General features: G+C 68.1%; 15 protein-coding genes. 11 read left to right on the top strand and 4 right to left on the bottom strand.

Translation table 11 applies throughout. The features are described 5' to 3' along the window. Position 1: 1 nt before the first annotated feature. The 10 genes from FOZ74_RS09875 (at position 2) to FOZ74_RS09830 (ending at position 11,938) form a co-directional block, all read left to right on the top strand. Positions 2-1,078, top strand: a complete 1,077-nt coding sequence (locus tag FOZ74_RS09875; protein WP_146912906.1) for a branched-chain amino acid ABC transporter permease — start codon at positions 2-4, stop codon at positions 1,076-1,078. Next, positions 1,075-1,911, top strand: a complete 837-nt coding sequence (locus FOZ74_RS09870) for an ABC transporter ATP-binding protein (RefSeq protein WP_146912905.1) — start codon at positions 1,075-1,077, stop codon at positions 1,909-1,911. Before FOZ74_RS09875 ends, FOZ74_RS09870 begins: the two co-directional genes overlap by 4 nt. Then, positions 1,908-2,702, top strand: a complete 795-nt coding sequence (locus tag FOZ74_RS09865) for an ABC transporter ATP-binding protein (RefSeq protein WP_146912904.1) — start codon at positions 1,908-1,910, stop codon at positions 2,700-2,702. Before FOZ74_RS09870 ends, FOZ74_RS09865 begins: the two co-directional genes overlap by 4 nt. Positions 2,703-2,706: 4 nt before the next feature. Beyond that, positions 2,707-4,575, top strand: coding sequence for an AMP-dependent synthetase/ligase (locus FOZ74_RS09860; RefSeq protein WP_146912903.1), 1,869 nt, complete (start codon positions 2,707-2,709; stop codon positions 4,573-4,575). Positions 4,576-4,632: 57 nt separating this feature from the next. Continuing rightward, on the top strand, positions 4,633-5,802 hold the full coding sequence (locus FOZ74_RS09855; RefSeq protein WP_146912902.1) for an ABC transporter substrate-binding protein: 1,170 nt from the start codon (positions 4,633-4,635) through the stop codon (positions 5,800-5,802). 112 nt (positions 5,803-5,914) lie between these two features. Further along, a complete protein-coding gene (locus tag FOZ74_RS09850; protein WP_146912901.1) occupies positions 5,915-7,081 on the top strand; it encodes an acyl-CoA dehydrogenase family protein in 1,167 nt (388 codons plus the stop codon). A gap of 254 nt (positions 7,082-7,335) precedes the next feature. Then, positions 7,336-8,541, top strand: a complete 1,206-nt coding sequence (locus FOZ74_RS09845; RefSeq protein WP_146912900.1) for an acetyl-CoA C-acetyltransferase — start codon at positions 7,336-7,338, stop codon at positions 8,539-8,541. Positions 8,542-8,554: 13 nt separating this feature from the next. Continuing rightward, the gene (locus FOZ74_RS09840; protein WP_146912899.1) at positions 8,555-10,723 is read left to right on the top strand and encodes a 3-hydroxyacyl-CoA dehydrogenase NAD-binding domain-containing protein; all 2,169 of its coding nucleotides are present in this window, start codon (positions 8,555-8,557) and stop codon (positions 10,721-10,723) included. A gap of 87 nt (positions 10,724-10,810) precedes the next feature. Continuing rightward, the gene (locus FOZ74_RS09835) at positions 10,811-11,362 is read left to right on the top strand and encodes a DUF2939 domain-containing protein (RefSeq protein WP_146912898.1); all 552 of its coding nucleotides are present in this window, start codon (positions 10,811-10,813) and stop codon (positions 11,360-11,362) included. Between the two features lie 12 nt (positions 11,363-11,374). Then, entirely contained in the window at positions 11,375-11,938 is a 564-nt protein-coding gene (locus FOZ74_RS09830; protein ID WP_146912897.1) for a peroxiredoxin, read from the top strand. Between the two features lie 68 nt (positions 11,939-12,006). Here FOZ74_RS09830 and FOZ74_RS09825 read toward each other — a convergent pair whose 3' ends face one another. Continuing rightward, on the bottom strand, positions 12,007-13,209 hold the full coding sequence (locus tag FOZ74_RS09825) for an MFS transporter (RefSeq protein ID WP_146912896.1): 1,203 nt from the start codon (positions 13,207-13,209) through the stop codon (positions 12,007-12,009). 200 nt (positions 13,210-13,409) lie between these two features. On the opposite strand from FOZ74_RS09825, the gene FOZ74_RS09820 reads away from it, so the two are divergent. Continuing rightward, on the top strand, positions 13,410-14,234 hold the full coding sequence (locus FOZ74_RS09820; protein WP_146912895.1) for a protein NO VEIN domain-containing protein: 825 nt from the start codon (positions 13,410-13,412) through the stop codon (positions 14,232-14,234). A gap of 14 nt (positions 14,235-14,248) precedes the next feature. Here the strand turns inward: FOZ74_RS09820 and FOZ74_RS09815 are convergent, their stop codons facing one another. From FOZ74_RS09815 to FOZ74_RS09805, 3 genes are read right to left on the bottom strand one after another with little or no spacing between them, the layout of a single operon-like run. After that, a complete protein-coding gene (locus tag FOZ74_RS09815; RefSeq protein WP_186764571.1) occupies positions 14,249-14,659 on the bottom strand; it encodes a type II toxin-antitoxin system VapC family toxin in 411 nt (136 codons plus the stop codon). After that, the gene (locus tag FOZ74_RS09810; protein WP_146912893.1) at positions 14,656-14,991 is read right to left on the bottom strand and encodes a type II toxin-antitoxin system Phd/YefM family antitoxin; all 336 of its coding nucleotides are present in this window, start codon (positions 14,989-14,991) and stop codon (positions 14,656-14,658) included. The genes FOZ74_RS09815 and FOZ74_RS09810 overlap by 4 nt, the downstream gene beginning before the upstream one ends. Positions 14,992-15,037: 46 nt before the next feature. Beyond that, positions 15,038-16,696: a zinc metalloprotease gene (locus FOZ74_RS09805; RefSeq protein ID WP_146912892.1), complete on the bottom strand. Its 1,659-nt coding sequence runs from the start codon at positions 16,694-16,696 to the stop codon at positions 15,038-15,040. Positions 16,697-16,721 lie beyond the last annotated feature (25 nt).

Genomic DNA, 16,721 nt, shown 5'->3' with positions numbered 1-16,721 from the left:
GATGCGTTTCATTTTCAAGACCTCCTACCAGCAGGACATACGCCTGGCCAAGCATGGTGGCCATCTGTTCTGGTATGGCCTGCTGGTGCTGGGTCTGCTGGCAGCACCGGGGCTGCTGCCCGAATACTGGCTGGCGCAGCTGACCTTCGTGCTGATCTACGGCATCGCCGGCCTGGGACTGATGCTGCTGGCGGGCTTTACCGGCCAGTTCTCGCTCGGGCACGCGGCCTTCCTCGGGGTCGGCGCCTACACCCAGGCGCTGCTCACCACCATGGGCTGGCCCTTTTTGCTGTCGCTGTCGTGCGCCGCGCTGCTCTCGGCCGCGGTGGGCATCGTCGTGGGCCTGCCGGCGCTGCGCGTCAAGGGCATTTACCTGGCCATCGCCACGCTGGCCTTCGGCTTCATCGTGGAGGAAATCTTCGCGCGCTGGGAATCGGTCACCGGCGGCAACAAGGGCATCTTCCTGCAGCCGCCGCAGATCATGGGCTATGCCTTCGAATCGTCAGAGGCCTTCTATTTCCTGTGTCTGGTGATCGCCATCGTCTGCACGCTGGCCATCCTGAACCTGCTGCGCGCACCCACGGGACGCGCCTTCGTCGCGATCCGCGATTCGGAGATCTCGGCGCAGAGCATGGGCATCCACCTGGCGTACTACAAGACGCTGTCGTTCGCGCTGTCGGCGGCGCTGGCAGGCATCGCCGGCGCGCTCTATGGTCACAAGCTGCAGTTCATCACGCCCGAGCAGTTCGACATCGTGCAGTCCATCGACCTGCTGTTGATGATCGTCATCGGCGGCCTGGGCTCGGTGCATGGCGCATTCCTGGGTGCGATGTTCCTGATCTTCATGCCCCAGCTCATCAGCCTGTCCAAGGACTGGCTGCCCGATTCGATAGGCCAGTCACCGGGCCTGCAGACCTTCGTCTATGGCGCGGTGCTGATCGTCTTCGTGATGTTCGAGCCGCTGGGCATCTACGGACGCTGGATCAAGGTGCGCGCCTGGCTGCAGCTGTTTCCCTTCTACCGGCGCGGGATGTTCAGGCGCCAGAAGTCCTTCCAGAAATCGGAGCGCCTGAGATGAGCGGCAACCTCCTCTTGAGCGCGCAGCACCTGAGCGTGCGTTTCGGCGGCCTGCTGGCCGTGAACGACGTCGGCTTCGAGGTGCACGAGGGCGAGGTCTTTACGCTGATCGGCCCCAACGGCGCGGGCAAGACCACGGTATTCAACCTGATCAGCCGCATCTACCAGCCCACGAGCGGCCACATCGACTACGTCGGCCCCGGCGGCACGCTCAGGCTGACCGGGCAGGCGCCGCATGCGGTGGCCGAGCTGGGCATCGCGCGCACCTTCCAGAACATCGAGCTGTTCGAGCACGCGAGCGTTCTGTCCAACCTCCTGATCGGGCGGCACATCCGCCGGCGCACCGGCCTGCTGAGCGACATGCTGTTCACCGGGCGCGCCCGCGCCGCCGAAGTGCAGGCGCGCGAGAAGGTGGAGGAAGTCATCGATTTCCTGGACCTGCAGCACTACCGCGACACCCTGGTGGGCGGCCTGCCCTACGGCGTGCGCAAGGTGGTGGAGCTGGGCCGCGCCCTGTGCACCGAACCGCGCCTGCTGCTGCTCGATGAGCCCTCGTCCGGCCTGAACGTGGAAGAAACCGACGACATGGCCTTCTGGATCGAGGACATCAGCAAGGACCTGGGCATCACCGTGCTGATGGTCGAGCACGACATGAGCCTGGTCTCGCGCGTGTCCGACCGCGTGCTGGCGATGAACCAGGGCGAGGTCCTGGCGCTGGGCACGCCCGCCGAGGTGCAGGCCCACCCAGGCGTGGCCGAGGCCTACCTGGGCACGATAGACGACGTGAGCAACCTGCGCCGCCCCGCCGGGCAGCAGGTGGGAGGGCGCGCATGAACACGCCAGCCGCCACCGTGCAGACACCGCTGCTGCAGTTGCAGAACGTGGAGAGCGCCTACGGTCCGATCAAGGCGATACGCGGCGTGAGCCTGGCGGTGCACGCGGGCGAGATCGCCACGGTGCTGGGCAGCAACGGCGCGGGCAAGACCACCATCCTCAAGACCATCTCGGGCATCATCGATCCGCTCAAGGGCAGCGTGCAGTTCAAGGGCGCGGACATCACCGCCAACGACCCCACGAGCATCGTGCGCCGGGGCTTGATGCACGTGCCCGAGGGGCGCGAGGTGTTCCCGCTGCTGTCGGTGCGCGACAACCTCATGATGGGCGCCTACACGCGCAGCGACCGCGACGCGGTGGCGCGCGATCTGGAGACGGTGTTCGGGTACTTCCCCATCCTCAAGGAGCGCAGCCACCAGGACGCCGGCCTGCTCTCGGGCGGGCAGCAGCAGATGCTGGCCATCAGCCGCGCGCTGATGGCCAAGCCCGAACTCATCCTGCTGGACGAACCCAGCCTGGGCCTGTCGCCGCGCCTGACCAAGGAGATCTTCGAGATCGTGGTGCGCATCAACCGCGAGCGCGGCACCACCATCTTGCTGGTGGAGCAGAACGCCAACATGGCGCTGAACGCCGCCGACTTCGGCTACGTGCTGGAGAACGGCCGCATCGTGATGGAAGACCGCTGCAAGCGCCTGCGCGAGAAGGAGGACATCAAGGAGTTCTACCTGGGCATGAAGGACACCGGCGTGCGCGGCGAGCGCCGCTGGAAGAAGAAGAAGACCTGGAGGTAGGCAGATGGCGACGCTCTGGAACCCCGACTGCAAGCCGCGCGAAGGCATCGCCATGGCGGGCGAGACCATCGCCGCCATGTTCTGGAACGCCGTGCGCGAGCGCGGCCCCGGGGTCTGGCTGCGCGAGAAAAAGCTCGGCCTGTGGCGGGCATGGACCTGGAACCAGGTGGGCGAAGCCGTGGGCGAAGTGGCCGGCGGCCTGATGGCGCTGGGTTTCGCGCCGGGCGACACCGCCTCCATCCTGTCCAACACCATCCTCGAATGGGTGCTCGCGGACCTGGCCGTGCTCTCCTGCGCCGGCGTGGCCAGCGGCATCTACCCGACGGACGCGGCGTCCCAGGTGCACTACCTGACGCAGGACTCGCACAGCAGCATCCTGTTCGTCGAGGACGACGAGCAGCTGGACAAGGCGCTGGAGGTGCGCGCGCAGCTGCCGCTGCTGAAAAAAATCATTGTCTTCGACATGGACGGCCTGCACGAACTCGACGACGAGGGCGTGATCAGCCTGGCGCAGCTGCGCGCGCTGGGCCGCCAGTGGAACGCCGAGCACCCGCAGATGCTGCCCGAACGCGTGGCCGCGATCACGCCCGGGCAGCTGGCGATCCTGGTCTATACCTCGGGCACCACCGGCAAGCCCAAGGGCGCGATGCACACCCACGCCGCGCTGGTGCAGACTGCGCGCGGGCTCAACAGCGTGATCTCGCGCAGCGAGCAGGACGAAGCCATGGCCTTCCTGCCGCTGTGCCACATCGCCGAACGCATGGGCGGCGAATACCTCTCGCTGTACACCGGCTGCAAGCTCAACTTCGTGGAAAACCCCGACACCGTGCCCGAGAACGTGCGCGAGATCGCGCCCACCGTCTTCGTCGCGGTGCCGCGCGTGTGGGAGAAGTTCTATTCGGGCGTGACCATCGCCATCCGGGAAAGCTCGCGCCTGCAGCAGCGCGCCTATGCCTGGGCCATCGGCGTGGGGCGGACGATCGCCGACCTGGTGCTGGCGGGACAGAACGTGCCCGCTTCGCTCAGGTGGCGCTTTCAGCTCGCGCGCTGGCTGGCGCTGGACAACGTGCGCAAGATGATAGGCATACACCGGGCGCGCTACCTCGTCACCGGCGCCGCGCCGATCTCGCCCGAGCTCATCAAGTGGTATTTGTCGCTGGGCGTGCCCATGCTCGAGGTCTGGGGCATGACCGAGACCTGCGGCGTCTCCACCGCCATGCTGCCCACGCGCATCAAGCCCGGCTCCATCGGCCCGGCCGCGCACTACAACCAGGTGCGCCTGGACCCGCAGACGGGCGAGATCCAGGTCAAGGGCCCCAACGTCTTCGCCGGCTACCTGAACCTGCCGGACAAGACCGCCGAGACCTTCACCGAGGACGGGTGGCTGGCCACCGGCGACGTGGGCACGGTGGATGCCGACGGCTACTACCGCATCACCGACCGCATGAAGGACATCATCATCACCGCGGGCGGCAAGAACATCACGCCAAGCGAGATCGAGAACGAGCTCAAGTTCAGCCCCTACGTCACCGACGCGGTGGTCATAGGCGACAAGCGCCCCTACCTCACGGTGATCGTCATGATCGACCAGGAGAACGTCGAGAAATACGCGCAGGACCACGACGTGCCGTTCTCCAACTACGCCAGCCTCACGCGCGCGGCCGAGGTGCAGGCGCTCGTCCAGGGCGTGATCGACGAGGTGAACACGAGGTTCGCGCGCGTGGAGCAGATCAAGAAGTTCTTCCTGCTCGACACCCAGCTCACCGCCGAGGACGAAGAGCTCACGCCCACGATGAAGCTCAAGCGCAAGCTGGTCGAGAAGAAATACGCCGGGCAGATCGAGGCGATGTACCGCGGCGCGGGAAAACCCTGAGCCACGCGCCGGCACCAGCACCCACAATCATTTCAAACCACACAAGGAGACCTGACGATGCGCATGAAGACCACCCTTTTGGCCACCGCCTGCGCCCTGGGCTTTGCCGGGAGCGCCCTGGCACAGAACCTGGGCGTGAGCAAGTCCGAGCTCAAGATCGCCACCATCCAGGACCTCTCGGGGCCGCTGGCCCCGATCGGCAAGCAGGCGCGCGACGGCATGCAGCTGCGCGTCGATGAGGCCAACGAACAGGGCGGCATCAACGGCCGCAAGATCACCTTCAAGGTGGAAGACGACGGCTACGACCCCAAGCGCGCGGTGCTCGCGGCGCAAAAGCTGGTGAACCAGGAAAAGGTCTTCGCGATCATCGGCCACATCGGCACGGCGGCCAACCTGGCCACCTTCCCGGTGATGTTTCCCAAGAAGGTGGTCAACTTCCTGCCGCTCACCGCCGCGCGCGAGATGTACGAGCCGCTGAACCCGCTGACCTACGCCTTCATCGCGCCTTACTACCAGCAGATCCGCGAGGCGGTGCCGCAGCTCGTGAAGGACAAGAAGCTCTCCAAGGTCTGCACCATCTACCAGGACGACGAGTTCGGCGCCGAAGTGCTCAAGGGCACGGAAGACGGCCTGAAGGACATCGGCATGCAACTGGTCGAGAAAGCCAGCTTCAAGCGCGGCGCGACCGATTTCTCCTCGCAGGTGGCCAAGACCAAGGCCGCGGGCTGCGATCTGGTGACCCTGGGCGGCGTGATACGCGAGACCATAGGCACGATAGGCACGGCCAGGAAGATGGGCTACAACCCGGTGTTCCTGGGCTCGGCCGCGTCCTACAGCGAGCTGATTCCCAAGCTCGGCGGCAAGGCCATGGACGGCCTGTACGCCACCATGGCGGCCCAGGTGCCCTATGCGGACGACGCCAGCAACAAGCCGCTCGCGTTCTGGGCCACCAAGTACAAGACCAAGTACGGCGAGGATGGCGGCATCTTCTCGGCCTATGGCTACATCGTGATGGACATGTTCCTGCAGGCCGTCTCCAAGGCCGGACCCGGCCTCACGACCGATGCCTTCATCAAGACCATGGAGTCCATGAGCTTCCCGACCGACATCTTCGGCAGCGCCCCGGCCACCTACACGGCCACCAAGCACCTGGGCAGCACCGCCTGGCGCCTGTCGCTGGTGGAAGACGGCAAGTGGAAGGTGGTGTCCGACTACTCCACCAAGTAGCACGCCCGCACTGCCCATGCAGACCGCCTTCGGGCGGTTTGTCGTTTCTGCGACTGGACATCCGGGAAAAAGCTGTCAGACTTTAACCAAGCAACTGCTTCAATTAAATACCATGATCGAACGCACTCTTTTCGATGCCGGCCACCAGGCGTTTGCCGACAGCTTTCGCCGCTTCGTGGACAAGGAAGTCATGCCCCACCATGCCGCCTGGGAGGAACAGGGCTACGTGGACCGCGCGGTCTGGACCAAGGCGGGCGCCAACGGCTTTCTGTGTCTGAGCATGCCCGAGGAATACGGCGGCGCGGGTGCGGACAAGCTCTACAGCGTGGCGCAGATGGAAGAGATCGCGCGCGCCGGTTGCACCGGCATAGGCTTTGGCCTGCACAGCGAGATCGTCGCGCCCTACATCCTGCACTACGGCACCGAGGAGCAAAAGCGCAAATACCTGCCCCGGCTCGCCAGCGGCGAGATGGTCGGCGCCATCGCCATGACCGAGCCGGCCGCCGGCAGCGACCTGCAGGGCGTCAAGACCACCGCCCTGCTGTCCGATGACGCCAGCCACTACGTCCTGAACGGCAGCAAGACCTTCATCACCAACGGCTGGCACGCCGACCTGGTCATCGTCGTGGCCAAGACCGACCCGGCGGCCGGTGCCAAGGGCACCAGCCTGCTGCTGGTCGAGCGCGGCATGGACGGCTTCGAGAAGGGTCAGCGCCTGAAGAAAGCCGGCATGAAGGCGCAGGACACCTCCGAACTGTTCTTCAACGACGTCAAGGTGCCCGCCGAGAACCTGCTGGGCGGCCCCGCGATGCAGAACAAGGGCTTCATCTGCCTGATGGAGCAACTGCCCTGGGAGCGGCTGCAGATCGCGATCACCGCGGTGGCCGCGGCGCAGGCGGCGATCGACTGGACGCTGGACTACGTCAGGCAGCGCAAGGTCTTCGGCCAGGCCGTGGCCGCCTTCCAGAACACCCGCTACACCCTGGCCGAGCTGCAGACCGAAGTGCAGGTGGCGCGCGTCTTCGTCGACAAATGCTGCGAGCTCATCGTGCAGGACCAGCTGGACACCCAGACCGCCAGCATGGCCAAGTACTGGACCACCGACCTGCAGTTCAAGGTCATGGACGAATGCGTACAGCTCTTTGGCGGCTATGGCTACATGTGGGAATACCCGATCGCCCGCGCCTGGGCCGACGCGCGGGTGCAGCGCATCTACGGCGGCACCAACGAGATCATGAAGGAGCTGATCTCGCGCAACATGGGGCTGCCGGGGCGTTGATCCCCTTGCTCCCTCCCCCTCTGGGGCTGAAGACTGCGGCTCCCATTGCGCCAGTGCGCAATGGGACAGCCTGAAGAGCGGCAGCGTCTCGCTGCCAGCACCGGGGTGGGGGCGGGGGCCTGCTTGCCATCGCCCCAGCGCCAGCGGCCCCCATCCCTGCCTTCCCCCAGAGGGGGAAGGAGAGAATGCAAAAAACATAGCTGCTTGCGCTTGACCAGCAAGCGTTTGAGTCACTTTTCATCTGGAGAATCTGCATGACCACCGCCTATGTGTTCGAGGCCCTGCGCACCCCGCGCGGCAAGGGCAAGAAGGACGGCACGCTGCACGAAGTCAAACCCATCGACCTCGCGGCCGGGCTGCTGGCCGAGTTGCAGGCACGCCAGGAGTTCGACACCGCGGCGGTGGACGACGTGGTCATGGGCATCGTCTCGCCCGTGGGCGAGCAGGGCTCGGTGCTGCCCAAGATCGCCGCGCTCAAGGCCGGCTGGGCCTGGAGTTGCGCGGGCGTGCAGATCAACCGCTTCTGCGCATCCGGCCTGGAGGCGGTGAACCTGGCGGCGCAGAAAGTGGCCAGCGGCTGGGAAGACCTGGTGGTGGCCGGCGGCGTGGAGAGCATGAGCCGCGTGCCGCTGGGCAGCGACGGCGGCGCCTGGGCGCAGGACCCGGCTACCAATCTGCAGACCCTGTTCGTGCCCCAGGGCATAGGCGCGGACCTGATCGCCACGCTGGACGGCTTCACGCGCGCCGACGTCGACGCCTTCGCGGTCGAGTCGCAAAGACGCGCTGCGGCCGCGCGCGCCGCCGGGTGGTTCCAGCGCTCGGTGGTGCCGGTGCGCGACATGCTCGGCCAGGTGGTCCTTGCCGAGGACGAATTCATCAAGCCCCAGACCACGCTGGACGGCCTGGCCGCACTCAAGACCTCGTTCGCGCAGCTGGGCGACATGGGCTTCGACCAGGTCGCCCTTCAACGCTATCCGCAGGTCGAGCGCATCCACCACGTGCACCACGCGGGCAATTCCTCGGGCATCGTCGATGGCGCCGCCGCGGTGCTCATCGGCAACGAGGCCGCCGCCAAGGCCCACGGCCTCACGCCTCGCGCACGCATCGTCGCCACCGCCGTGAGCGGCGACGACCCCACCATCATGCTCACCGGCCCCATGCCGGCCACGCGCAAGGCGCTCGCGCGCGCCGGCATGTCCGTGGACCAGATCGACCTGTTCGAAGTCAACGAAGCCTTTGCCGCCGTGCCCATGCGCTTCATGAAGGAGATGGGCGTGCCGCACGAGAAGGTCAACGTCAACGGCGGCGCGATCGCCATGGGCCACCCGCTGGGGGCCACCGGCGCGATGCTGCTGGGCACCCTGATCGACGAGCTCGAGCGCCGCCAGCTGCGCTACGGCCTGGTGACGCTGTGCGTGGGCGGCGGCATGGGCATTGCCACCATCGTCGAGCGGCTTTGAGGGAGACAGACACATGGACACCATCCGCTACGAACTCATCGCCGCGCAGGGCGAAGGCCAGGTGGCCCTGGTCACCTTCGATGAACCCGGCTCGCCCGTCAACACCATGTGCGCGCGCTGGCAGGACGACCTCGTCGCGCTGGCCGCCCAGGTGCTGGCGGACCGCGACCGCCTGGGCGGTGCGCTCAAGGGCATCGTGCTCGCATCGGCCAAGAGCAGCTTCTTCGCCGGCGCCGACCTCAAGGCGCTGATGCGCCTGCAGCCCAGCGACGCGCCACAGGTGTTCGCCGAGATCGAGCGCATGAAGAAGCAGATGCGCGTGCTTGAGACCCTGGGCCTGCCGGTGGTCTCGTGCATCAACGGCACGGCGCTGGGCGGCGGCTGGGAGGTGGCCTTGACCGGCCACCACCGCATCGCGGTCGATGACGCCAAGATCCAGCTCGGCCTGCCCGAAGTGACGCTGGGTCTGCTGCCCGGCGCCAGCGGCATCACCAAGATGGTGCGCCTGCTCGGCCTCATGGGCGCGCAGCCCTGGCTGCTCGAAGGCAAGCTGTTCAACCCGCAGCAGGGCAAGGCGCTGGGCCTGGTGCACGCGCTGGTGGCCACGCGCGAGGAACTGCTGCCCGCGGCCCTGGCCTGGATTGCCGCGCACCCCGCGTCGCACCATCCCTGGGACGAAAAGGGCTACAAGATCCCCGGCGGCACGCCGACCAACCCCAAGATCGCCGCCGGCCTGGCCGTGGCGCCCGCCATGCTGCGCAAGACCACGCGCGGGCGCTACCCCGCGCCCGAGGCGGCGCTCGCCGCGATGGTGGAAGGCGCGAGCGTCGACTACGACACCGCGCTGCGCATCGAAAGCCGCTACCTGGCCGGCCTCATGACCAGCCCGGTGGCGCACAACATGGTCAGCGCCTTCTTCTTCGACCTCAACGCCATCAAGAGCGGGCAATCGCGCCCCAAGGTGGCCGAGCGCTTCAAGCCCACCCGCGTCGGCGTACTGGGCGCGGGCATGATGGGCGCGGGCATCGCCTGGGCGCAGGCCAGCCGCGGCATCGCCACGCCGCTGCTGGACGTGAGCGTCGAGAAGGCCGAGCACGGCAAGGCCTACAGCGCCCGCCTGGCCGACAAGCGCGTGGAAAAAGGCCGCATGAGCGCCCAGGCGCGCGAGGCGCTGCTGGCATGCATAGCGCCCACCGCCGAGGCGCAGGACCTGGCCGGTTGCGAGCTGATCATCGAAGCCGTGTTCGAAAACCGCGAGCTCAAGGCCAGAATCACGCGCGAGGCCGAGCCGCAGCTGGCCCCGGGCGGCTTCTTCGCCAGCAACACCTCCACCCTGCCCATCACCGGGCTGGCCCAGGCCAGCCGCGCGCCGGAGAAATTCGTCGGCATCCACTTCTTCAGCCCGGTGGACAAGATGCGGCTGGTGGAGATCATCCGCGGGCAGCAAACCAGCGACTGGGCCGTGGCCCGCGCCTACGACTACGTGCTCGCGCTGGGCAAGCTGCCCATCGTGGTCAACGACGCGCGCGGCTTCTACACCAGCCGCACCTTCGGCACCTACGTGATGGAGGGCGCGAGCATGCTCGCCGAAGGCATCCCCGCCGCCGTCATCGAGAACGCCGCGATGCAGGCCGGCATGCCGGTGGGACCGCTGGCGGTGCTCGACGAGACCGCGCTGTCCTTGAGCGTGCACGTGATGGAGCAGACCCGCGCCGACCTCGCCGCCGAGGGCAAAACCTGGCAGGCCACCCCCGGCGAGCTGCTGGTCGAGCGCATGGTCAAGGAATTCAAGCGCCCCGGCCGTGCCGGTGGCGGCGGCTTCTACGACTACCCCAAGGGCGAGAAGAAGCACCTGTGGAGCGAGCTCAAGCCCCTGTTCGAGAAGCCCGATACCCGCTGGAGCGTGCCCGAGCTGCAGGACCGCCTGCTGTACCGCCAGGCGATCGAGACCGCCCGCTGCCTGGCCGAAGGCGTGCTCACCAGCGTGCACGACGCCAACATCGGCTCGATCTTCGGCATCGGCTTTCCGGCCTGGACCGGCGGCGCGATGCAGTTCATCTACGGCACCGGCATCGCGACCTTCCTCGAACGCGCAGACGAGCTCGCCCAGCGCCACGGCGCCGGCTTTGCGCTGGACGCGCGTGCCCGCGAGGCGATTGCCCGCTACCAGCCCGGGTACTGAGCGGCTCGGGGCGCGCGCCGGGGCGCCAGGACAGGCGCGGCCTTCGCGCGCTATGCTGGCGCCCTTCGCGTCGAACGAGCCGCCCCGGTGAACAAGAAAACCCTCGCCCTGCTACTGGCCGCCGGCGTGCTGCTGGCCGCGTGGTTCATCGCAGCGCCCTGGCTCACGGTCTACCAGATCAGCAACGCGGTCCAGAGCCGCGACGCCCAGGCACTGTCCGAACACGTGGACTTCGCCAGCGTGCGCCAGAGCCTGAAGGACCAGATCAAGGCCACGGCGCTCGACAAGATGGCGCGCGAGGCGGGCGGCACGCTCAATCCGCTGGCCGCGCTGATTGCGCCGCTGGCGGGCGCCGTCGTGGACGGGGCAGTGGACGCCTACGTCACCCCGGCGGGCCTGGCGCGTCTGATGGCCGGCACCGGCCCGCGCAAAGGCGAGCCCGGGGCCCCGGACGAACCCCGCGCGCCGCGGGACGGCGACGCCAGCGCCCGCAGGCCCCTGGCGGGGGCGGACATGGGCTACGCCGGAATGCACCGCTTCATCGTCACCGCCCACGGGCGCAGCGGCGACACCCGCTTCGTGCTCACGCGCCGCGGCCTGGGCTGGCAACTCAGCGAAATCATCCTGCCCATCACCTGATCAGCACACCCCATGGACACCCCCGTCACCTTCCCCCTGCCACCCGACCTGCCCCAGCCCGTGGACGACGGCGCGGCCCGCCATCTGACGGGCATGCGCCTGCCCGAGCTGCAACTGCCCTGCACCGACGGCAGCCAGGTCGCGCTGAACCTGCTGGCCGGGCGCACCGTGATCTACATCTACCCCATGACCGGGCGCCCCGGCGTGGCACTGCCCGAAGGCTGGGACGCGATACCGGGCGCGCGCGGCTGCACGCCGCAGTCCTGCGCCTTCCGCGATCACCACGGCGCGCTGCGCCAGCACGGCACCCGCGTCTTCGGCCTGAGCACGCAGGACAGCGCCTACCAGCGCGAGGCACGCGAGCGCCTGCATCTGCCCTTCGAGCTGCTGAGCGACCAGGCGCTGCAGTTCGGCACCGCGCTGCGCCTGCCGGGCTTCGTGGCGGGGGGCATGGCGCTGCACAAGCGCCTGACGCTGGTGCTTGAAGACGCCTGCATCGTCAAGGTCTTCTATCCGGTGTTTCCGCCCGACGGCAACGCTCAGGAGGTACTGGGCTGGTTGCGCACGCGCGCCTGACGCGGTTTTGCATTCGAGGGCGGAGCGTCGCGCTCAGGCGCCGCACGGCGGCAGGCAAAGCGGCGCGGTCAGGCGTTTGCGGGCGAACTTGCCGGAGCCGCCGGCAGCCAGCGCCAGAACATCCAGGCAGCAAGAAAACCGAGACCACCGGTCACCAGCACGCCCCCGGCCAGGGTGATCGCGGCGGTGAGCGCGGACAGCAGCAGCGGCCCGCCACCCCCGCCAACGTCGGTGATCACGCGCCAGATACCGAGGAACTGCGTGCGCCCGGCCGCCGGTGAAGCGTCCGCGCCTATGGTGAGCACGATACCCGCGCCCATGCCATTGCCCACGCCCATCAGCAGGCTCGCCGCCAGCAGGCTGGCAAAGCCGCCGGTGAGCGGCATCAGGCAAAAGCTCGCGCCCATCACCAGCATGCTGGGCAGCGCCACCGCGCGGCGCCCGCGCCGGTCCATGACGCGGCCCGCGGGGTAGAACAGCAGCATGTCCACCGCGCCCATCAGCCCGTAGATCAGCGAGGTGCTGGCCGCATCCAGCCCGATGTGGCTGGCCCACAGCGGAATCACCACCTGGCGGCAGGCGCGAATCGCCGCCACCAGGGACGTCGCCACACCCAGCGTCACCAGCACCCGGCCATGCGTGCGCAGCATGGGCCAGGCGGCGGGCACATCGGCCGCGTCCTCGCCCGGGCGCGCGCGCGTCGGCAGGTCGGGCACCAGCAGCGAGAGCGCCCCCGTGGCCAGCATCACGAGGAGCGCCGCCCAATACGCCCCGGCGATCCCCAGCCAGCCGATGAAGGCCGCACCCAGAAACGGCCCGGCGAACATGCCGATGCGATGCACGCCGCCGAGCATCGCCATCGCCCGGGCGCGCAGATGCAGCGGCGCCGCCTCGACCAGAAAGGTCTGGCGCGCCAGCATGAACACTGCGCGCGCCAGCCCCACCATGAACACGCCCAGCCCCAGCAGCCAGACATGGGGCGCCACCAGGCACAGCACCAGCGCCACCAGGCAGAAAGCCGCCGCGCCCACCATCGCCCGGCGCTCGCCAAAGCGCGTGGCCAGCCATGCGGCGGGGATGTTCGCCAGCAACGAACCCAGACCGACCAAGGCCACGATCAGTCCCGCTACCGCCAGGCTCGCGCCCAGCGCGCGGGCGCTGAGCGCCAGCACCGGCAGGATGGTGCCCTCGCACAGGCCGAACATGAGCGAGGGGCCAAACGCGGGCAGCGCCATGCGGCGCAGGCTGAAGTCTTCGGGGGAGGCAGGCATGGGGGAGCGGGGATTGTGCGCGCTTCGGGCCCGCCGCGTCGGCCACGACGCGCTCGGCTTCCCCGTCGATGCCGCAACGCATCTCCGAGCTACGCCGCAAGGCCGGGTGCAAGCCCAGGTCGCGAACCATAATGCGGCACGATCCAGCCAGCCATTTCGCGTTCTCGGTGATGCCAAACCCCCAGGAAGAAGACCAAACCATGCTCAAGGCAGCCTGGACGGAGGCCGAGATCGAGCAGGTCGTCCAGGACTACTTCGCCATGCGCTCGCTCTTCCTGCAGGGCCGCCCTTTCGTCAAGGCACGCTACTACAAGGAGACTGCGAAGCGCATCGGGCGCTCCGTCGCGTCGATCGAGCACAAGTACATGAACATCAGCGCGACGCTGGAGCGCCTGAGCCTGCCCTGGGTCACCGGATATGCGCCCCTGCGCAACTTTCAGCATGCCTTGTTGAAGGCGGTGGAGACGCGGGTCGCTCAAGAATGGGATGGCCCCATCATCCCCGAGCAGGCAAACTGGAGGGCGGCCGACGCCCCTGCCCTGGCGATCGAAGCACCGCCACCCCTCAATACGGTGCTGACTTCCACTCACCAGGAACTCGAACGCATCGCCCGGCGCTTCGACCCGGCGCTGCGCGACGAGCGCAACCGCACGCTGGGCCGCGCGGGAGAGCAATGCGTCCTCGAATCGGAACGCGCCCGCCTCGCCGCCCATGGACGCGCGGACCTCGCGAAAAAAGTGCTCTGGGTGGCGCAGGAACAGGGCGACGGCGCCGGGTACGACATCCTGTCGTTCGAGCCCACTGGCGAAGAACGTTTCCTGGAAGTGAAGACCACCGTCGGCCACCAACGCACACCCTTCTACCTTTCAAACAACGAGCGAAACTTCGCGCGAGAAGCGCCGGATCGATTTCGCATCTTCAGGTTGTACGGCTGGGGCACCGAGCCGCGTGCCTTCCTGATCAAGCCGCCGCTGGAATCCAGCCTGATCCTGAGTCCGACGGCGTACCGTGCTTCTTTCGGCTAGCGCTATGGCGCGAATTACGCCAGCGCCCTCACGTTCAGCCCCGCCACGCGCCCAAACGCCACATCGCCCGTGAGCAGCACATGCCCGGGCCCGAGTTGCAAGCAGCAGGCCGCCTGCAATGCATCGGGCGTACGCAAGCCATGGCGCCCCCGGATGGCGGCCGCCAGCTCCACCACTTCGCGGCTCAGCTCCAGCCACACCACATCCGGGCGCGCAAAAAAGGCATCGAACAGCGCGAGCCTTGCAAGGTCGTCTGCCTTCATCGGGCCGACCCGGCATGCCAGCCAGGACAAGCGACTGACAGCCACACGCAGGCCCGCATGCGTCTGCGCAAGCGCAGCCAGCTCGGCGTGTGCCCTGCGGGCCAATGCAGGCTCACCTTCCAGCAGATAAATCAGTGCGCTGGCATCCAGAAACGCGATCACCAGGCGCGTTCCTCGGCCAAGGCTGCATCGATCTCCGCCCGCTCGCGATGCCCGGTCGGCGCCTGCGTTTGCGCCAGCAGCCATTGGGCCGCGGTCATTCCGGGCACAAGGGGCGACTGCGCCGATGTCAGGCGCCGGTACTCCTCTTCGCTCAACATGACAGCCGCCGGCCGGTTGCGCTTGAGCACATGCACCGGCCCGTGCTGCAGTTTTTCTCCGATGGCCGCCATGCCGCGGCGCTTGATTTCGGCAATGGTCAGAGTGTTCATGAAGCATCCAAATCGGTACTGAATGGTTCCAATGGTACCGTTTTCAGTATCAAAACAGGTCATGAGGTACTTTTCCGATGCTCCAAAATCACCGTCGCAAACTCGCGCCTCAAGCCGTCCCCCACACCCTCAGCAACCACACCACGCCCTGCCCCACCGGATGCAGCAGCGCCAGGGCAAACGGGGCCAGGTAGAGCAGCAGCAAGGCGATGCCGATACCCGGCGCGGGTGGTGCCTCATCCAGGCGGGCGCGCAGGGCCAGCATCCGATCGAAGCGCTGGGCCAGGCCGGCGCCCGGCTTGGCGCGCGCGCACAGCGCGAGCAGGTGGGCATCGCGCTCGGGGCCCGGCTCGATCTTTGCGCCCTGGCGCAAGAGCCTGGCTTCGCGCAGCGCGCCGCGCCAGGCCCAGGCCTGCCAGAGCGCGGTCAGCACGAACAGCCAAAACCCGACCCGCCAGGCAAATACCAGCAGCCCGGCCAGCGCCACGCCGGCAAAGGCGAAGGCCAGCCACTGCCAGCGCCGAGGCGGCAGGGCCTGCACGATCCGACCCCCTTCGAACGAGGGCAGCGGCAACAGGACCGCGTAGTTGATGAGCAGCGGCACCAGCGCGCCCGGCAGCAGCCAGGGCTGCGTCTCGGTCAGGGCGACCATGTTCCCCACCACGCCGGCGAAGTCGGGGGCGCCGAACCAGAACGCCAGCCAGGCCCAGCCCAGGAGCACGCCCGGCACGGTGGCGGCCAGGCCGACGAGCGCGCGGCGCGCGCCTGAGGGCGCGGGATCGACGGCGGGGCTGCGTTTGCCCAGCAGCGCCAGCGCTGGCAGCGCCGTGCCGCGCCAGCCCATGGCGCGCATCGCGAGGTAGCGGCCCGCTTCGTGCAAAACGAAAGTGAGTGCGATCCAGAACGCCAGCCAGCGATGGAAGCGGGCGGATGCGCCATCGCCGACGATCAGGGACAGCAACACCGCGAAGACCGCCGTCACCACCAGCATCAAGCCCCATTGCAGGCCGGGCCGGGGCACCTGCTCGCGCACCCGCTCATGCTCGGCCAGCAGCGCAAGCTGGCGCGCCATCGGCACCTCGGCGGGCAGCGGCGCCTTGGGCGTGCGCGCCAGGGCATGGAAAAACGCCGGGTACTTCGCCAGCCGCAGGCGCAGGCTGGCATCGGCGTCCCGGTGCATCCAGCCACGCCGCACCAGACCATCGAGAAAGCGCCCCCAGTCGGCATCCAGGCGCGCCACCCAGGCGGGCAGGCTGGACGCATCGAGCACCGCTTGCGTGCCCAGCGCCACGCAGGCCTCGCGGTGCGCGACGAACAGCATCTCCAGGCTGCCGACCTCGTGGCTGCGATGAATGTCCGCGGGCGAGCTGAAGCACTCTTGCAGCGGCAGGTTGCGCACGCTGGTGAGCCGGCGGCCATCGGCAAACCGGTTGACGAAAACCGCCGCAAGTTCATTGGGCCTTTGCAGCAGCATGCCCGGACTCAGCAGCGCCACCGTGGCGCTGGCAGGGTGGGCCAGCACGCGCGCGACCACCGGGGGGCGCGCGCCACCGGGTTCGTCCATGCCGGCCCAGCCCAGAGGCTCGAAACCCAGCCGGGCCAGTTCCCGCTCGTCGCGCTCGAACAGATCGGCATGCGCGGGCGATGCCTGCTGCGCCGTGGCCACGCGAAAGCGCTGGCGCGGCCAGCGCAAGGCGGAGAGCTGGCTGACGATGGACGCGAGCCAGAGACACGCCAGCAAGGCGATGAACATGAGGCTCCAAGGCATGGCGCCGTCCACCAAGGCAGGCTGG

It is taken from the genome of Comamonas flocculans (assembly GCF_007954405.1).
GTDB lineage: Bacteria > Pseudomonadota > Gammaproteobacteria > Burkholderiales > Burkholderiaceae_C > Comamonas_C > Comamonas_C flocculans.
This window is presented reverse-complemented; position numbering and strand designations above follow the sequence as displayed.

Bases quoted from the DNA above. Each gene is read 5' to 3' on its own strand.
- FOZ74_RS09875 (WP_146912906.1), top strand. From the start codon at position 2: ATGCGTTTCATTTTCAAGACCTCCTACCAGCAGGACATACGCCTGGCC.
- FOZ74_RS09870 (WP_146912905.1), top strand. From the start codon at position 1,075: ATGAGCGGCAACCTCCTCTTGAGCGCGCAGCACCTGAGCGTGCGTTTC.
- FOZ74_RS09865 (WP_146912904.1), top strand. From the start codon at position 1,908: ATGAACACGCCAGCCGCCACCGTGCAGACACCGCTGCTGCAGTTGCAG.
- FOZ74_RS09860 (WP_146912903.1), top strand. From the start codon at position 2,707: ATGGCGACGCTCTGGAACCCCGACTGCAAGCCGCGCGAAGGCATCGCC.
- FOZ74_RS09855 (WP_146912902.1), top strand. From the start codon at position 4,633: ATGCGCATGAAGACCACCCTTTTGGCCACCGCCTGCGCCCTGGGCTTT.
- FOZ74_RS09850 (WP_146912901.1), top strand. From the start codon at position 5,915: ATGATCGAACGCACTCTTTTCGATGCCGGCCACCAGGCGTTTGCCGAC.
- FOZ74_RS09845 (WP_146912900.1), top strand. From the start codon at position 7,336: ATGACCACCGCCTATGTGTTCGAGGCCCTGCGCACCCCGCGCGGCAAG.
- FOZ74_RS09840 (WP_146912899.1), top strand. From the start codon at position 8,555: ATGGACACCATCCGCTACGAACTCATCGCCGCGCAGGGCGAAGGCCAG.
- FOZ74_RS09830 (WP_146912897.1), top strand. From the start codon at position 11,375: ATGGACACCCCCGTCACCTTCCCCCTGCCACCCGACCTGCCCCAGCCC.
- FOZ74_RS09825 (WP_146912896.1), bottom strand. From the start codon at position 13,209: ATGCCTGCCTCCCCCGAAGACTTCAGCCTGCGCCGCATGGCGCTGCCC.
- FOZ74_RS09820 (WP_146912895.1), top strand. From the start codon at position 13,410: ATGCTCAAGGCAGCCTGGACGGAGGCCGAGATCGAGCAGGTCGTCCAG.
- FOZ74_RS09810 (WP_146912893.1), bottom strand. From the start codon at position 14,991: ATGACCTGTTTTGATACTGAAAACGGTACCATTGGAACCATTCAGTAC.
- FOZ74_RS09805 (WP_146912892.1), bottom strand. From the start codon at position 16,696: ATGCCTTGGAGCCTCATGTTCATCGCCTTGCTGGCGTGTCTCTGGCTC.